This window comes from Nioella sediminis (genome assembly GCF_001879695.1).
Taxonomy (GTDB): domain Bacteria; phylum Pseudomonadota; class Alphaproteobacteria; order Rhodobacterales; family Rhodobacteraceae; genus Nioella; species Nioella sediminis.
This window is the reverse complement of the sequence record NZ_MNBL01000101.1, coordinates 13,270-29,252: the sequence shown is the minus strand read 5'-3', so window position 1 is coordinate 29,252 and position 15,983 is coordinate 13,270. Positions and strand designations below refer to the sequence as shown.

Below are 15,983 nucleotides of genomic sequence, written 5' to 3'. Positions count from 1 at the left end.
GGGCACTGGGCGAGGGGCTACCGCATAGCGACCTGACGGTGACCGCCGACCATGGCATGATCGTCGATGGCGTGATCTGCCACGCTGGCGCCTTGGTGAACGGCGAGACGATCACCCGTGTCCCGCTGGCGGAGATGGGTGAGAGCTACACCGTCTATCACATCGAGACCGAGGCGCATGAGATCATCCTCGCCAATGGCGCGCCTGCCGAGACCTTCATCGACAATGCCTCCCGCAGGGTCTTCGACAACTGGGCCGAGTTCGAGGCGCTTTATGGCGACGTGCCCGAGATGGCGGAACTGCCCCTCCCCCGTGCCATGAGCGCGCGGCAGGTGCCTGCCCACATCAGGGCGCGGCTTTGCCCCGCGAAGGTCGCCTGACGATCCCGCGTAGGAGAGACCGGAGACCGGCACGGTAATCCCGGATCGGTTGTCGGTTATCTGGCGGGGGGACTGGGCGGCCCAAAGGCTGTTTGCTTGCAGGGGGTCTGTAGGGAGGGTGTGTTTGCCCCCTACAGCACCACCTCTGCCAGCGCCTTGGGGTGGTGGGTCAGCGGCTCCCACCCGTCTTCGGTGATGATGAAGCTGTCGCCCACCTGCGCGCGGAAGGTCTCGACCGAGACCGAGCCATCAACCGCCAGCACCATGCCGGGCTGGATGATCGTCGTGTCGCCGGTCACCAGTTGCGGTTTCTCGAGGAAGCTGAAGCCCGTCGCCCGCCCGCAGCGAAACGGGTATTCGAAGCCTGCGCCCTGGATCACCTCGGCATAGGCGGCGTGGACGCTTTCGGCGGTCACGCCGGGGCGCAGCGCGTCGAGCGCGGCTTTCTGGCTGGCCACCGCGACCTCGTAGACCGCGACCTGATCTGAGGGCGCGTCGCCGATCCAGAAGGTCCGGTCGAACCCCAGCTTGAACCGGTGGAAATTGGTCATCCCGCAGAAGCACAGGAACACCGGTTCGCCCCGCCGCATGATCCGGGTCGAGGCGCGGTGGTGGGTTTTCACGATGTCGCTGCCTGAGGCCATGATTTGCAGGAAATGCGTGTTGGGTGACATGTCGGTGTCGTCGTAATGGGCGGCCAGAAGCTCCGCCGCCTTGCGGGTGCCCGCCTGCGAGGTGGCGATGGCGACCTCGTATTCCGGCACCCCGTCGGCAATCGCACCGCGGCCTGCCGCCATCATCGCATCGGCGACCTGCCCGGCATGGCGGGCCAGTTGTAGTTCTTGCTCTGACTTGATCATGCGCATGTCGGCAAGGATCGGGGTCACGCTGGTGATGGTCTGTCCGGTGGTCAGCTCATCCACATAGGCCCGCACCAGCGGTGGCATATGATGGGGTTCAAGGCCAATGCTGGCGGCCCCCTTCAACGCACCGGGCAGCTCTTCGCGCCATTCGGCGCCCATGCCGTCGTTCCAGGCGGCGATCCGGTCCACCCGGGCCGAGGCCAGCGCAGAGTTGAGGTCGATCGTGGGGGTGATCAGCAGGCTGTCGCCGTCACGAGGAACCACAAGAATCGTGGGCCGCCCGAACTCCATATGCAGGTAGTCGTAGTAGCCGGTGAGGTAGTAGACATTGTCGTCATCGGTGATCAGTGCGATGTCCATCCCTGCTTCGGCCATACGGTGACGCAGCGATTGCAGGCGGTGTTCGAACAGGGGCATGGCGACACTCCTTTGAGTGATGCTCAGAGATCGACCACCAGTTTGCGCAGCTCAAACTTCTGGATCTTGCCGGTCGAGGTCTTTGGCAGTTCCTGGAACAGGACGCGCTTGGGGGTCTTGAAGCCTGCCAGCCGTTGGCGGGCGAAGGCAATCAGGTCGGCCTCGGTTGCCTCGACACCCGGTTTCAGTTCCACGAAGGCGCAGGGCACTTCGCCCCATTTGTCATCGGGCTTGGCCACCACGGCACAAAGCAGCACGGCGGGGTGATGCATCAGCGCGCCTTCCACCTCGACCGAGCTGATATTCTCGCCGCCCGAGATGATGATGTCCTTGGCGCGGTCGGCGATCTGGATGTAGCTGTCGGGGTGTTGCAGCGCGATGTCGCCGGAATGGAAATAGCCGCCCCGGAAGGATTCGGCGGTGGCGCGGGGGTTCTTGTAATAGCCTTTCATCACCGAATTGCCGCGGATCATGATTTCGCCGGTCGCAGCGCCGTCCTGCGGGATCTGGTTCATGTCGCTGTCGGTTACGATGATGGGTTCCATATTGGGCAGTGCGACGCCCTGACGGGCCTTGATCGCGGCGCGGTCTTCCTGGGCCAGTGCGCCCCATTCGTCATCTTTCCAGACGCATTCGGTGGCGTGGCCATAGGTTTCGGTCAGGCCGTAAACCTGGGTGACGTTGAAGCCCATGGGCTCGATCGCGGCGAGCGTTGCGGCGGCGGGGGGGGCGCCTGCGGTGAAGACCTCGACGATGTGATCAAAGGCGCGGCGGTCGGCCTCGGATGAGTTCACGATCATGTTCAGCACGATGGGCGCGCCGCCGAAATGGGTCACGCCCTCATCGGCGATGGCGTCGTAGATCGCCTTGGCGGTCACGTCGCGGCAGCAGACTACGGTGCCGCCAAGCGCGGGCAGCATCCAGGTGTGGCACCAGTTGTTGCAGTGGAAGAAGGGCACGATGGTCAGCAGGCGGGGATAGAGCGTCATCCGCCAGGAAATCGGTGTGCCCATGGTGATCAGATAGGCGCCGCGATGGTGGTAGACGACGCCCTTGGGGCGGCCCGTGGTGCCGGAGGTGTAGTTGAGCGCGATGCTCTCCCATTCATCTTCGGGCATGATCCATTCGAAATCGGCATCGCCCTCGGCCAGCAGATCCTCATAGGTCAGGTGACGGCCAGAGGCGGGGTAGCCGGCCTGTTCGTCGGGAACCTCGACGATGAGCGGCAGATCTTCGCTTTCCATCTCCTTCATCGCCGCTTCGACCGCGCCGAGGAACTGGGTATCGACCAGCACGACCGAGGCTTCGCCATGGTCGAGGATGTAGCTGATGGTGCCGACTTCGATCCTTGTGTTGATCGTGTTCAGAACCGCCCCGCAGGCAGGCACGCCAAAGAGCGCTTCGGCCTGGGCGGGGACGTTTGGCATGACGGTGGCGACCACGTCACCCGGCGCGACGCCACGCCCGGCAAGGGCAGAGGCCAATTGCGAGACGCGGGCATGGTATTCGGCATAGGTCTTTCGGAACGTGCCATAGACCAGCGCCTCGACCTGCGGATAGACCAGCACGGCGCGTTTGAGATGCGTCAGCGGCGTCAGCGGCACGAAATTCGCGGCGCGTTTCTCCAGCCCGGTTTCATCCTTCATCCAGCCCATGCGGTGTCCTCCTGCCGGTCGTCGATGCGATGATCGGGATGTTTGGCAGAGATTTTTCAAAAGAAAAGAGTTTGTGTGACGCAACGGCACCAAATGTCGGACATTTGGCGGTCCCGTATCCTGAACAGTCGCTAATGCAGGCTGCCGATGCACCGTGAACCGGCGCGCGCGCCGCCCGAGCAGGTGCTGTCCTGCATCGGGCTGCGAATCGCAGGGCAATTGCATCGGGACGTCTGTCGAGCAGCGGCTGATCCGGGTGGCGCTTTGTATGATGCTCCATTCAGAAAACTGGAAATGCTCTTTAAGGGGAAATGATCCGTTAATTATTATTGCTCGAAGTTTTTCATATTTTCGCCATTCTGAATCTCAATAAGAAACTCAATCAAACAATGGAATCGAGCGTGACCAAGCAGATCAGACACAGGGCCGTTGGAAAGGCCATCATTCCCGGTGCGGCGATGCTGACCGGGTTCGGCGGCGAGGCCTTGCCCCTGGGGTTGCAGGGGCGGACACCGGTGCAGACCCCCTATGGCGATCTGCCGGTCAGCGAGCTGACGCCGGGAACATTGGTGGAAACCTTCGAGGATGGATACAAGGAAATCCGCGCCATCATCCAGCGCCGGGCCTGGGCCAGCCCGTCCGAACGCTGCATGGAGCATTGGCCCTTTGAAATACCCGCAGGGGCGCTGGGCAATTGTGAGCCCTTGCAACTGATGCAGCATCAGGCGGTCATCTATGAAAGCGATCTGGTGGAAAAGATGACCGGCGATCCCTTCGTTCTGCTGCCAGCGAAGGCGCTGGATGGATATGGCGGTATCAAGCCGGTGGAACCCGTGGGGGATCAGCTGGTCTATGAACTGATCTTCGATCAGCCACAGGCGATTTGCGTGGGCGGCGGCACCTATCTGCTGGCCGACGATGCGCTGAGTTTCGAGGTGGCAATGGGGCATCTGAAGATCGTGGACAACTGCAAGGCGCTGAGCTGGGAAAAAGCGCGACTGCTGATGAAGCATATCGAGGCCGGGACCTTTGCCGAAGGCCGGGCGATGGTCGCGGCAGAGGCGGACTAGGCCGGTCTCGGCTTGCCATTCCTGCCGGGTGCAGGGTAGGCTTGGCCGTGACAACAGGAGTGCTCTGCCAGTGATCAAGTAAGGACCAACCCGTTTGCGTGGCCCCTTGGGGCCAAGTTGGACCTTGTTTGAGGAGCACTTGAATGCATCCCGTTATCTATGACGTGGCCGTGTCTTTGGACGGCTATATTTCCGGTCCCGAAGGGGACATTTCCGGTTTTGCCCATGAGGGGCCGGTGGTGGAAGACTATGTCGCCCGACTGGCGGGCTATGCCACCGCCATCATGGGGCGTGGCACTTACGAGTTCGGGTATCGCTTTGGCATGGAGCCGGGGCAGAACCCCTACACCCACATGCGGACCCATGTCTTTTCCGAGCGGCTGGAGCTGCCGGAAGAGCGGTCCGTGACCCTGCATCGCGGGGCAGGGCGGGCGCAGGTGGAGGCGGTGATCCGTGGGTCTGACGGGCCGGTCTACCTGTGCGGTGGCGGGGCGTTTGCCGGGGCGTTGCTGGGCTGGGGGCTGATCGACCGGCTGCGGGTGAAACGCGCGCCGATTGTTCTGGGCGGCGGTACGCTGATGTTCGGGGGCTGTCCGGTACAACCGGACCTGCGGCTGCATGCGCAGACCGTCTATGACGGCGGTTATCTCTATCAGGAGTTCGAAATCATCGGTTAGGGGATGACAAAGGGCGAGGCGGTGTGATCGCCTCGCCCAGTTGGTCTGCCGGTTTACGCGGCTGTCTGCGCCTGCGGCCCGAAGCGGCCATAGAAGCTGTGGCCCTTGCCTGCCATCTCGCGCAGCAGATCGGGGGTGGAGAAGCGGTCGCCATAGGTCTCGGTCAGCTGGTCACAGCGTTCGGCCGCATAGGGCGTGCCGAGCATGTCGAGCCAGCTGAACGGACCGCCGGACCATGGGGCGAAGCCCCAGCCGAGGATCGCGCCCACGTCGCCTTCACGGATGTCTTCCAGCACGCCTTCCTCCAGCGCGCGGACCGCTTCCAGAACCTGCGCGAACAGAAGCCGGTGCTGGACCTCGATCAGCTCGGGTTGCGCGTCCGCCTCCGGGTACTTCGCGGCCAGACCCTCCCACAGGCCCTGACGCTTGCCGTTGTCGTCATAGGCGTAGAAACCGGATTTGGACTTGCGGCCAAGGCGGCCCTCGTCGGCCATCCAGAACAGCACGTCATCGACGGCGGCATCGGGATAGGCATCGCCCATGGCGGATTTGGTGGCCTTGGCGATCTTTACCCCGAGGTCGATCGAGGTCTCATCCACCAGTTGCAGCGGGCCGAGCGGCATGCCAACCAGTTTGGCGGCATTCTCGATCAACGCCGGGGCCACGCCCTCCTTCACCATGCGAATGCCTTCGTTGATGTAAGGAATGATGCAGCGGTTGGCGTAGAAGAAGCGGGCGTCATTGACCACGATGGGCGTCTTGCGGATCTGGCGCACGTAGTCGAGCGCCTTGGCCACGGCGCGGCTGCCGGTTTCCTTGCCCTTGATGATCTCCACCAGCAGCATCTTGTCGACGGGGCTGAAGAAGTGGATGCCGATGAACTGCTCGGGCCGTTTGCTGGCCTTCGCCAGGTCGCTGATCGGCAGGGTGGAGGTGTTGGTGGCGAAGATCGCGTCCGTGGGGATCACGGCCTCGGCCTTTGCCGTCACCTCGGCCTTGACGGACGGGTCTTCGAAGACCGCTTCCACGATCAGGTCGCAGCCTTCCAGCGCGGCGTAATCGGTGGTCGCGGTGATGCGGGCCAGAAGCGCCTCTTTCTGCTCTTCCGTCACCTTGCGGCGCGAAATGCCCTTGTCGAGGATGCCGGTGGAGTAGCTTTTGCCCCGGTCAGCGGCTTCCTGCGTGCTGTCGATCAGCACAACCTCGATGCCCGCCTTGGCGGACACATAGGCGATGCCCGCGCCCATCATGCCCGCGCCCAGAACGCCGACCTTCTTGACGGTTTCATCGGCCACGTCAGGGCGGTTCGCGCCTTTTTCCAGCGCTTCCTTGTTGACGAAGAGGCTGTTGATCATGGCCGACGACGAGGGGTTCATCAGCACATTGGTGAACCAGCGCGCCTCGACCTTCAGCGCCGTATCGAAGGGCACCAACGCGCCTTCGTAGACGGCCGATAGCAGCGCCTTGGCCGCCGGGTAGACGCCCTTGGTCTTGCCGTTCACCATCGCGGACGCGCCCACGAAGGTCATGAAGCCGGAGGGCGAATAGGGCGCGCCGCCGGGCATCTTGTAGCCCTTCTGGTCCCATGGCTTGACGATATCGGCATCCTTGGCATTGAGGACCCAGTCTTTCGCAGCAGAGAGCAACTCGTCAGCCGGAACAACTTCATCCACGATGCCCGCGGCCTTGGCCTTCTTGGGGTCGGAAAGCTTGCCTTCCAGCAGGAAGGGGCTGGCCGTCATCGCGCCCATCTTGCGTGTCAGGCGGGTGGTGCCGCCCGCGCCGGGGAAGATGCCGACCATGATTTCCGGCAGGCCGATCTTGGCCTTAGGGTTGTCGGCGGCAAAGATACGGTGGCAGGAGAGCGGAATTTCGAGGCCAATGCCAAGCGCGGTGCCGGGCAGGGCGCAGGCGATCGGCTTGCCGCCCTTCAGCGTCTTGGGGTCCATGCCCGCGCGCTCGATCTTGCGCATGATGCGGTGGGCATTCATGATCCCGTCAAAGAGGCCCTTCGCGGGATTGTCGCCCGCCATTTCCTTCATCTTGGCAATGACCTTGAGGTCCATCCCGCCAGCGAAGCTGCCGGGCTTGCCGCTGGTCAGGATCACGCCCTTGATGGCGTCGTCAGCCAGCGCCTGATCAATCAGCGCCTCCAGCTCGACCCAGCCATCGAGGGTCATGACGTTCATGCTCTTTCCCTGAGTGTCCCAGAGGATGGTTGCGACGCCGTCGGCGTCTGTTTTCATGGTGAAATCGGTCATTTTTCGTCTCCCTTGAGCGGGGTGCCGTCTTTTCGGGTGAAGGTGAAACCGGATGCGTCGACGCTGATTTTCAGGTCGATATCGCTATACCAGCCGGTCTCGGTTTCCGTGCGGGTGCCGATGACGAGGAAGCGGGCCTCGTCGCCGGTTTTGTTGATGAAGCAATGGCCGTTGGGATCGCCCGCCTTGAAGGTCGCGCAATCGCCCACGGACATCGGCGTTTCGCCGTGGTCATCGACCAGCGTGCAGATGCCTTGCGTGACCATCACGAATTCGTCCTGCTGTTCGTGCCAGTGGCGCAGCGAGGATTTCGCGCCGGGGGCGAGGATCACGATATTCGCGCCGAACTGCGTCAGACCGCCCGCATCGCCCACGCGAAGCGAACTGCGCCCCTCCATCTCGGCATCATAAGGCGCGGGGTAGATGGAGCCGGTGCGGGCCTCCAGTTTGGTAAGGTCGATCTTGGGCATCAGACGCGCTCGATAATGGTGGCGGCGCCCATGCCGGACCCGATGCAGAGCGTGGCAAGCCCTGTTTCCTTGTCGGAGCGTTCCAGTTCGTCCAGAAGCGTCCCGAGGATCATCGCGCCGGTCGCGCCAAGCGGGTGGCCCATGGCGATGGAGCCGCCATTGACGTTGATCTTGTCCCAATCCGCGTCGAAGGCCTGCTGGAAGCGCATGACGACCGAGGCGAAGGCCTCGTTGACCTCGAAAAGGTCCAGATCGCCGATGGTCATGCCGGACTCGGCCAGGATCTTCTGCGTTACCGGAACCGGGCCGGTCAGCATGATGGTGGGATCGGTGCCGATCTTGGCGGTGGCGCGGATGCGGGCGCGGGGTTTCAGCCCCATGGCCTCGCCGAATTCCTTGTTGCCGATCAGAACGGCGGCAGCGCCGTCCACGATGCCCGAGGAATTGCCCGCATGGTGAATGTGGTTGATCCGTTCCAGATGCGGGTATTTCATCAGCGCCACGGCATCGAAGCCGGGCATGACCTCGCCCATATCCTTGAAGGAAGGCTTGAGGCCACCGAGCGACTGCATGTCGGTGCCGGGGCGCATGTATTCGTCATGGTCGAGGATCGGCAGCCCGTTCTGGTCAAAGACCGGCACGATGGATTTGGCAAAGCGATTGTCATCCCAGGCGGCCTTGGCGCGCTTTTGGGATTCGACGGCCAGCGCATCGGCCTGATCGCGGGTGAAGCCGTATTCTGTGGCGATGATATCGGCGGAAATGCCCTGCGGGACGAAGTAATTGTCCATCGCAATGGCGGGATCGACGGCAATTGCGCCGCCATCCATGCCCATGGGCGTGCGGCTCATGCTTTCGACGCCACCGGCGATATAGGCATGGCCCGCGCCGCCCTTCACCTGGTTGGCGGCAAGGTTCACCGCCTCCAAACCGCTGGCGCAGAAGCGGTTGATGGAGAGGCCGGGGATCGACTCGTCAAGGTCGGAGGCCAGAACCGCGGTGCGCGCGAGGCAGGCGCCCTGTTCGGCCACCTGGGTGACATTGCCCCAGATCACGTCCTCGACGGCGTGGCCTTCGAGATTGTTGCGGTCCTTGAGCGCGTTCAGCGCAATCGCGGATAGCCGCGCGGCGCTGACTTCGTGCAAGGAGCCGTCCTTGCGGCCCTTGCCGCGCGGGGTGCGGATGGCGTCATAGATATAGGCGTCGGTCATGGGGAATCCTTACGTCTCAGGTCTGTGGCAGGTCGGATGGAAGCGACCAATGGGTGTCGACATGCTCTCTGCAAGCGCGGGCGGCGCTGCGGGTTTCGGTTGCGGTGGAACAGGCCCTGTGCAGGGTATCGCGCGCATCCCGGAAGTTCTGGGAGGCCCAGAAGAGCGTGGCCAGAGCGGACAGGGTGGCAAGCGCGAAGCCAGCGAAGATCAGCGGAGCGTCACGCGGCAACCGCTCTGCCGGAATGAGAAGCGGCAGGGCGGTGATCACCCCCGTGCCGAAGAAGAGCAGCAGCGTTGCGGGGGCTTCGTAGTCGATCAGGCCGAGAAACACCGCCATCGCGGGCAGCACGGCCAGAAAGGTTGCGCCGAAGAGGCCGATGAAGGCGCTGCGGGGCAGCGGGTCCGTCCGTCCTCGGTAGGGTTTGAGAACGCAGGCAAGGCTCGCGCCTCCCACCAGCCCGCCGAGCAGGGCAATGGCGGCCATGATTGCGAAGGCTGCGGTCATTTGGCGGTCTCTTTCTCCGCCAGGGCACGCGGCATCAGGTCGTAGGGGTGTTGCCAGCCCGGCGTGTCTGACAGGCGGGTGAGCCAGGCGTCGATATGGGGCCAGCCGGCCCGGTTAAAGCCGAAGGGCTCGGGGTAATAGAGATAGCCGCAGCAGGAGAGATCGGCATTGGTCAGGCTGTCGCCCACGATCCAGTCGCGGCCCTCCAGATGGGCGTTCAGCGTGGCATAGGCGGCTTTCAGGCGGCCCTGCATGAAGGCGATCACATTGGCGTCGCGATGCTTCTCGGGCAGGAAGTTCATCAGGAAACGGGTCATCCCGGCCTGGGAAGACAGCTTGTGGTTGTCCCACAAGACCCACCGGAGGACCTCGTAGCGGTCTTCTGGCGCGCCGCCATGCTTGCCGGTCTTGTCCGTCACATATTGCTGGATGACGCCGGACTGGGTGAGCCTGACGTCGCCATCGACCAGAACCGGGGCTTCGCCCATTTCATTGATATTGGTGCGGTATTCGGGCGTGCGGGTTACCCCGGCGAAGAAATCGACAAAGATCGGTTCCCAGTCCAGGCCGGACAGTTCCAGCGCCAGCGCCGCCTTGTAGGCATTGCCGCTTTCCCCGAAGCAGTAGAGCTTGATCGTCATGCGCCATCCTCCCTGGCCAGTGTCGCGCAGCTGGGGGATTTCGCATCCTCGTCGCCATTGGGCTTGAACCAATGGCGCTCAAAGAGCGTCCCCCCTGCGGGGTATTTTCGCAAAGAAGACGGCTCATAACGGATTGTTAAGGTTAATCGCCTAGCTTCCGAGTCGCGGTACAGGCTGGGGAGCCGATGACCGCCAAAGGAGAAGGCATCCTGTTTGTCGCGCCGCCCTGCTGGCCCGGTTCGGGCTTCGATGTGCCGGTCGGCAAACGGGATGTCTCACCCCTTCTTCTTTGCAAAAATACCCAAATCCTTCGCTTTCCGCCCACGCGAGGCGTTTACCGTTTTCGTGTTTCCAGTTCCGAATTGAACAGCCGGATGCGGTGGGTGAAATTGTCGTCATCCACCACGCTTTTCCAGTTCTCGAAGAGGAAGGACAGAAACTCCCCCTCATCAAGCCCGGCCTCACCGGCCAGTGCCCTCAGTTTGCGATACCCGTCTTCGGACATCGCGATATTGGGGCGGCGGGTGAGGCGCAGGCGTTTGGGCATTGGTCCCTCTCAGAACTGGTCCGCGGTCAGGCCCATGACGGTGTCGGCGCCGGACTGGATCCGCGCCAGATGCATGCCCGTGGCGGGCAGTTGGCGGGTCATGTAGTAGCGCGCGGTCACGAGCTTCGTCTCATGAAAATCAGGGTCTTCGGTGCCGTTTGCAAGGGCCTCAAGCGAGGTTTTCGCCATCCGCGCCCACATCAGCGCGAGGCAGACATGGCCCATCATATGCATGAAGTCGACCGACCCGGAGAGAGCGGCGTTGGGGTTTTTCATACCGTTCTGCATGAAGAACATGCCTGCGGCCTGAAGATCCTTCGACGCCTGCTTGAGCGGGGCCACATAGGGCTCCATCGCTTCGTCGCCATTGTCCTTACAGAAGGACTTGACCATCTCGAAGAAGGCCATCACGTGCTTGCCGCCATCGGCTGCCAGCTTGCGGCCCACGAGGTCGAGCGCCTGCACGCCATTGGCGCCTTCGTAGATCATCGCGATCCGGGCGTCGCGGGTGAACTGCGACATGCCCCATTCCTCGATATAGCCATGGCCGCCATAGACCTGCTGGGCCTGAACGGTCATGTCATAGCCCTTGTCGGTCAGGAAGCCCTTGATGACCGGGGTCATCAGCGAAATCAGCCCGTCGGCATCGGCGTCGCCCCCGCGATGGGCCTGGTCGATGAGCGTCGCGCCCCACAGGACGAAGGCGCGCGCGCCCTCGGTGAAGCTTTTCTGATCCATGAGGTTGCGGCGGATATCGGGGTGCACGATCAGCGGATCGGCGGGGCCGTCGGGGTTTTCCACGCCGGTCACGGCGCGGCCCTGAAGCCGGTCCTTGGCATAGGCCAGCGCGTTCTGGTAGGCGACCTCGGCCTGCGCGAGGCCTTGCATGCCGACGCCAATGCGGGCCTCGTTCATCATGGTGAACATGGCGCGCATGCCCTTGTGTAGATCGCCAAGCAGCCAGCCCTTGGCCCCGTCATAGTTCATGACGCAGGTGGAATTGCCGTGGATGCCCATCTTTTCCTCGATCTTGCCGCAGGCAACGCCGTTGCGCGCACCAAGGCTGCCGTCTTCGTTCACGAGGAACTTGGGCACGATGAAGAGCGACACGCCCTTGATGCCCTCGGGGCCGCCGGGGATCTTGGCCAGAACCAGGTGGATGATGTTCTCGGCCATGTCATGTTCACCGGCCGAGATGAAGATCTTCTGCCCGGTGATGGCATAGCTGCCATCGTCCTGCGGCTCTGCCTTGGTGCGCATGAGACCCAGATCGGTGCCGCAATGGGGCTCGGTCAGGTTCATGGTGCCAGTCCATTCGCAGGCGATCATCTTGGGCAGGTATGTTGCCTTCTGCTGATCGGAGCCATGCGCGAGAATGGCCGAGGCTGCACCATGGGTCAGGCCCTGATACATGGCGAAAGCCTGGTTGGAGGCTGCGAACATTTCCAGCGTGGCCGCGCCCATGACGAAGGGCATGTTCTGGCCGCCGAATTCCTCGGGCATGTCCAGACCCGGCCAGCCGCCTTCGCGGACCTGGTCGAAGGCGGCCTTGAACCCGGTGGGGGTGCGCACGACGCCGTTTTCCAGCACGCAGCCCTCTTTGTCGCCCACGACGTTTAGGGGCGCCAGAACCTCGGAATTCAGCTTGCCGCATTCTTCCAGAATGGCAGCGGTGAAATCGCGCTCCAGCTCGTCATAGCCGGGGATGGATTGCTCGGTCACCTTCAGCACGTCGTGCAGGATGAATTGCATGTCCTTGGTGGGGGCGGTGTAGCTCGGCATCTGGTCCTCCCGAAGAAGCAGAAAAGGGTATCAGGCTGATTTCTGGCCGCCGGACAGGCTGGCCAGCATGTCATCGACCATGCCCATCTGAGATTTCATCTCGTCTATGGCATCGTCCAGTTCGGCGCGGCGGCGTTCCAGGTCATCGAGCCGTTCGCGCGCCACTTCCAGCGTGCGCTTGAGCTGCGTTTCCTGTTGGTCGCCGACATAGTAGAGTTCGAGGAGCTGCCGGATTTCCTCCAGGCTGAAACCGAAGCGCTTGCCGCGCAGGATCAGCTTCAGCCGCGCCCTGTCGCGCCGGGTGAACAGCCGTTTCTGGCCTTCCCGGATCGGGAAGAGCAGTTCCTTGGACTCGTAAAAGCGCAAGGTGCGCGGCGTCACATCGAACGCATCGCACATCTCGCGGATCGACATGGTTTCGGGATCCATGAGGTCACCTGTGGTCATAAACATCGTTGTGTGGGTCCCGATTTGCGATTCTCGGGGACAGCTTACAAGAGAAGTTTACGTTAACGTAAAAGAGACGTCGCGTCACTTTTGAAATTGACCGCGCGTCAGCGGATTTTTGCGCGACTCCTGCCACCACCGCGCAATACCTGGTGACGCCAATCCATCCCGGAACCTGCCGATTCTATCGGCTTCAAACAGGGGGTGCGTGGGCGCGGGACGCGTTGGAAACGCTGTTCGACGATGGCCCGTCGCGCGACTTGCTTTCGATTATCGGGCGCAGTAGCGTGCGGCATCAGATTGCTCTTAAGGTCTTCACGATTTTGATACAGATCGCCAAACGGGTTTTCTCCCGCGCGGTAAAGCGCCTGGGTATCTCGTACAAACTTGGGACGCACTTGCATCTGGCGCCGATCAATTGGCTGCGGAGCGATGCGGGCATGCCGCCCATGCCGTTCAATCAACCGTCTCTCGTTCTTCCCCATCTGGCCAATCGGCCCCGCTGGTCACATCTGAAGGATCTGCAAGAGGCGGACCTGTGCGCCCACGCCAAGCCACTGGATCGTGTCATTGATCCGCTTCCGACGTCCATCGCCGAGCCCTTTGCGCAGGCCCCCAAGATCGCACGCCTGCATCTCGCCGGGCCGCAGCAGGTGAAAACGGCAAGGGTGCATGTTTTCCGGGATGTTCTGTTTGCCAATCGCGGAGATCGCTTTTGTATCATGCGTGGCGACCGTGTTGATGCACAATCCACGGCTCTTCCCGGCCCGGCGATGGCGCAGCAGATCGCTGCGGGAAGGGTGACTCCGATCCGGGTGATGGCCTATTGCGGCGACCGCCATAATCCTGGAAATCCGGCCCATTTCGTCGCCGATCAACTGACCAGAGGGCTGATCCTGCGTGATACCTATGGCGTGGCGTCAGAAGACATCTATCTGCCCGAAACCTCGGCCCCGCTGAACCAAGTGATGCAGCACGCCCTTGATCCCGGTTTTCAGACGGCACGCCCGGGTCATGTCTACAGCGTGGGCAGTTTGGTGATGAGCAGCGATTCACTGGGCGCGCACAGCCACAGTCACCCGTTCCACTATTGTGATGCAGAGCTGATGGCGGAAATGGCAGCCGCTGCTGAGCGTGCGGTCGGAGCTGTTTCGGATCATGGCAGGAAAATCTACCTTTCGCGCATGGGGATGCGCCGGAGGCCCCTGAGCAATGAAGCTGAGTTGCAGGCCGCATTGGAGGCCGAAGGATTCACCACGATCCGGATGGAGGCGCTGGACGGCGTCGGCCAGCTTGGGGCCATCATGGGAGCCGATGTCATCGTTGCGCCTCATGGGGGCGCGCTGACCTCGCTCTTCGCGGCAAAGCCCGGATCGCGCTGCATCGAGATGTTCCACCCGCAAAAGGGAACAGCGGCCTTTGCAATGATCGCCGCCCGACGCGGCCTGAACTATGCGCCTGTGTTCGGAGAACCGCTGTCAGGCGATGCCTGGCGCGTCGACATCCCCGAGGTTCTCGCGGCGATCCGCGGGGACTAGATCGACCGAAGCGTGGTCAGCCCTTCAGGGCATTCAGTTTGCTTGACGGCCTCTATTTGAAAACATCGCGCATGCGTTCCAGTTCGACGATGATCTCGTCCAGTTCGTCCCGGCGGCTGCGCAATTCATCCAGCTGTTTGCCAGCCATTTCCATCCAGACCTTGCGTTGCAGGCGCTGTTCCGGGTCGGCGTTGTAAAGCTCCAGCCACTGACGCAGGTCTTCCAGCTTGAAGCCGAAGCGACGGCCCCGCAGGATCAGCGTCATGCGGGCCACTTCGCGCGGGCCATAGAAGCGCTGGCGGCCTTCCTTCTCGGGAAACAGCAGCTCGATATACTCGTAGTGACGCAAGGTGCGCGGGGTCACGTCGAACCGTGCGCACATCTCTTTGAATGTCAGCCTTTCCTCAGCCATGGTCGTCCCGCTCTGTCTTGACTCTTGCCGTAACGGGATTGTGCATCAGGGTTGCGGGGAATGCAAAACCGTGTTCCCTGTTTCATACTTCGAATACCCGAAAGAAGAGGGGAGGGACCGCCCATGACGCTGAAAGCCGGCGAAAAAGCCCGCATCGCCAAGCAGTTCATCGAGGCGATTCCGTTCTCCAAGGCTCTGGGCATGAACCTTGACGATATCGGTGACGGGTTTGCCGTGATCTCGATGCCATGGTCGGAGGATCTGGTGGGCGATCCGCAAAGCGGTGTCATTCACGGCGGTGCCGTCTCGGCCTTGATGGACACATGCGGCGGTGCGGCGGTGATGAGCCACCCCGACGCGCCCGCAGGTACCGCGACGATTGATCTGCGCATCGACTACATGCGCCCGGCGACCCCCGGTCAGCGGATCATCGCGCGGGCGGAATGCTATAATGTGACCCGGTCCGTGGGCTTTGTCCGTGCCAGCGCATTCGATGAGGATGAGGATCGGCCCGTGGCCACCGCAGCCGGAGCCTTTACCGTGGAACGCCCGAAGGAAAAGGAGGCCAAGGCATGAACCGCCCCCGCCCCGAACCCGTTCAGGTCGTCAAGGAACGTCGCGACCGCGCGCTGGAGCTGCTGGTGAAGGGCGTGCCCTATGCCCGCTTCATGGGAATCGAGTTCGACCGGCGTGGCGATGAGCTGACCGCGATCATGCATTATGACGAGAAGCTCATCGGCAACCCGTTCCTGCCCGCACTGCACGGCGGGGCGATTGCCTCCTTCCTGGAGATGACAGCGATCATCGGGCTAAGCTGGCAGACCCTGTGGGATGATATCGAAACCGGTCGCACCGCCGCCGAGGACCTGTCGCCCGAAACCATGCCGCGCCTGCCCAAGACCATCGACTTCACCGTCGATTACCTGCGCGCCGGGCTGCCGCGCGATGCCTATGCGCGGGCGCGGGTGAACCGGTCGGGCCGCCGCTATGCCAGTGTGCATGTGGAGGCGTGGCAGGACAATCGCGACAAGCTTTTCGCGCAGGCCACCGGGCATTTCCTGATGCCCTCGCGCAATGGCAACGGGGCGCGTGTTGGCTGAGAGC

17 protein-coding genes are annotated in these 15,983 nt (G+C 62.6%); 6 read left to right on the top strand and 11 right to left on the bottom strand.

Going from position 1 to position 15,983, the window contains the following annotated elements; translation table 11 throughout:
* On the top strand, positions 1 to 380 hold a 380-nt coding region (locus BKY26_RS12785; RefSeq protein WP_193600191.1), incomplete at its 5' end, for a Hint domain-containing protein.
* A gap of 131 nt (positions 381 to 511) precedes the next feature.
* Here the strand turns inward: BKY26_RS12785 and BKY26_RS12780 are convergent.
* On the bottom strand, positions 512 to 1,660 hold the full coding sequence (locus BKY26_RS12780) for a M24 family metallopeptidase (RefSeq protein WP_227435023.1): 1,149 nt from the start codon (positions 1,658 to 1,660) through the stop codon (positions 512 to 514).
* A gap of 23 nt (positions 1,661 to 1,683) precedes the next feature.
* Positions 1,684 to 3,315, bottom strand: a complete 1,632-nt coding sequence (locus BKY26_RS12775; protein WP_071690776.1) for an AMP-binding protein — start codon at positions 3,313 to 3,315, stop codon at positions 1,684 to 1,686.
* 401 nt (positions 3,316 to 3,716) lie between these two features.
* Here BKY26_RS12775 and BKY26_RS12770 point away from each other — a divergent pair, with 401 nt between their 5' ends.
* Positions 3,717 to 4,385 (top strand): Hint domain-containing protein, encoded by a 669-nt coding sequence (locus BKY26_RS12770; RefSeq protein ID WP_158514336.1) that lies wholly within the window; start codon positions 3,717 to 3,719, stop codon positions 4,383 to 4,385.
* Between the two features lie 143 nt (positions 4,386 to 4,528).
* Positions 4,529 to 5,062, top strand: a complete 534-nt coding sequence (locus tag BKY26_RS12765; protein ID WP_071690774.1) for a dihydrofolate reductase family protein — start codon at positions 4,529 to 4,531, stop codon at positions 5,060 to 5,062.
* Positions 5,063 to 5,115: 53 nt separating this feature from the next.
* Here BKY26_RS12765 and BKY26_RS12760 read toward each other — a convergent pair whose 3' ends face one another.
* From BKY26_RS12760 to BKY26_RS12725, 8 genes are all read right to left on the bottom strand, one after another.
* Positions 5,116 to 7,323: a 3-hydroxyacyl-CoA dehydrogenase NAD-binding domain-containing protein gene (locus tag BKY26_RS12760; RefSeq protein ID WP_071690773.1), complete on the bottom strand. Its 2,208-nt coding sequence runs from the start codon at positions 7,321 to 7,323 to the stop codon at positions 5,116 to 5,118.
* Positions 7,320 to 7,793 (bottom strand): cupin domain-containing protein, encoded by a 474-nt coding sequence (locus BKY26_RS12755; protein ID WP_071690772.1) that lies wholly within the window; start codon positions 7,791 to 7,793, stop codon positions 7,320 to 7,322. Before BKY26_RS12755 ends, BKY26_RS12760 begins: the two co-directional genes overlap by 4 nt.
* The gene (locus tag BKY26_RS12750; protein ID WP_071690771.1) at positions 7,793 to 9,004 is read right to left on the bottom strand and encodes an acetyl-CoA C-acetyltransferase; all 1,212 of its coding nucleotides are present in this window, start codon (positions 9,002 to 9,004) and stop codon (positions 7,793 to 7,795) included. Before BKY26_RS12750 ends, BKY26_RS12755 begins: the two co-directional genes overlap by 1 nt.
* A gap of 16 nt (positions 9,005 to 9,020) precedes the next feature.
* Positions 9,021 to 9,512: a hypothetical protein gene (locus BKY26_RS12745; RefSeq protein ID WP_071690770.1), complete on the bottom strand. Its 492-nt coding sequence runs from the start codon at positions 9,510 to 9,512 to the stop codon at positions 9,021 to 9,023.
* Positions 9,509 to 10,153, bottom strand: a complete 645-nt coding sequence (locus BKY26_RS12740) for a glutathione S-transferase family protein (RefSeq protein WP_071690769.1) — start codon at positions 10,151 to 10,153, stop codon at positions 9,509 to 9,511. The genes BKY26_RS12745 and BKY26_RS12740 overlap by 4 nt, the downstream gene beginning before the upstream one ends.
* A gap of 334 nt (positions 10,154 to 10,487) precedes the next feature.
* Positions 10,488 to 10,700, bottom strand: coding sequence for a hypothetical protein (locus BKY26_RS12735; protein ID WP_071690768.1), 213 nt, complete (start codon positions 10,698 to 10,700; stop codon positions 10,488 to 10,490).
* A gap of 9 nt (positions 10,701 to 10,709) precedes the next feature.
* Positions 10,710 to 12,482, bottom strand: coding sequence for an acyl-CoA dehydrogenase C-terminal domain-containing protein (locus BKY26_RS12730; RefSeq protein WP_071690767.1), 1,773 nt, complete (start codon positions 12,480 to 12,482; stop codon positions 10,710 to 10,712).
* A 30-nt stretch (positions 12,483 to 12,512) separates the two neighbouring features.
* Entirely contained in the window at positions 12,513 to 12,911 is a 399-nt protein-coding gene (locus BKY26_RS12725) for a MerR family transcriptional regulator (protein ID WP_071690766.1), read from the bottom strand.
* A gap of 242 nt (positions 12,912 to 13,153) precedes the next feature.
* On the opposite strand from BKY26_RS12725, the gene BKY26_RS12720 reads away from it, so the two are divergent.
* Entirely contained in the window at positions 13,154 to 14,467 is a 1,314-nt protein-coding gene (locus BKY26_RS12720) for a glycosyltransferase family 61 protein (RefSeq protein WP_071690765.1), read from the top strand.
* A gap of 52 nt (positions 14,468 to 14,519) precedes the next feature.
* Here BKY26_RS12720 and BKY26_RS12715 read toward each other — a convergent pair whose 3' ends face one another.
* Entirely contained in the window at positions 14,520 to 14,879 is a 360-nt protein-coding gene (locus tag BKY26_RS12715) for a MerR family transcriptional regulator (protein ID WP_071690764.1), read from the bottom strand.
* A 123-nt stretch (positions 14,880 to 15,002) separates the two neighbouring features.
* Here BKY26_RS12715 and BKY26_RS12710 point away from each other — a divergent pair, with 123 nt between their 5' ends.
* Both BKY26_RS12710 and BKY26_RS12705 read left to right on the top strand, forming a co-directional pair.
* A complete protein-coding gene (locus BKY26_RS12710) occupies positions 15,003 to 15,455 on the top strand; it encodes a PaaI family thioesterase (protein ID WP_071690763.1) in 453 nt (150 codons plus the stop codon).
* Complete coding sequence (locus tag BKY26_RS12705; RefSeq protein WP_071690762.1) at positions 15,452 to 15,979, top strand: PaaI family thioesterase; 528 nt, start codon at positions 15,452 to 15,454, stop codon at positions 15,977 to 15,979. Before BKY26_RS12710 ends, BKY26_RS12705 begins: the two co-directional genes overlap by 4 nt.
* The last annotated feature ends 4 nt before the right edge of the window (positions 15,980 to 15,983 follow it).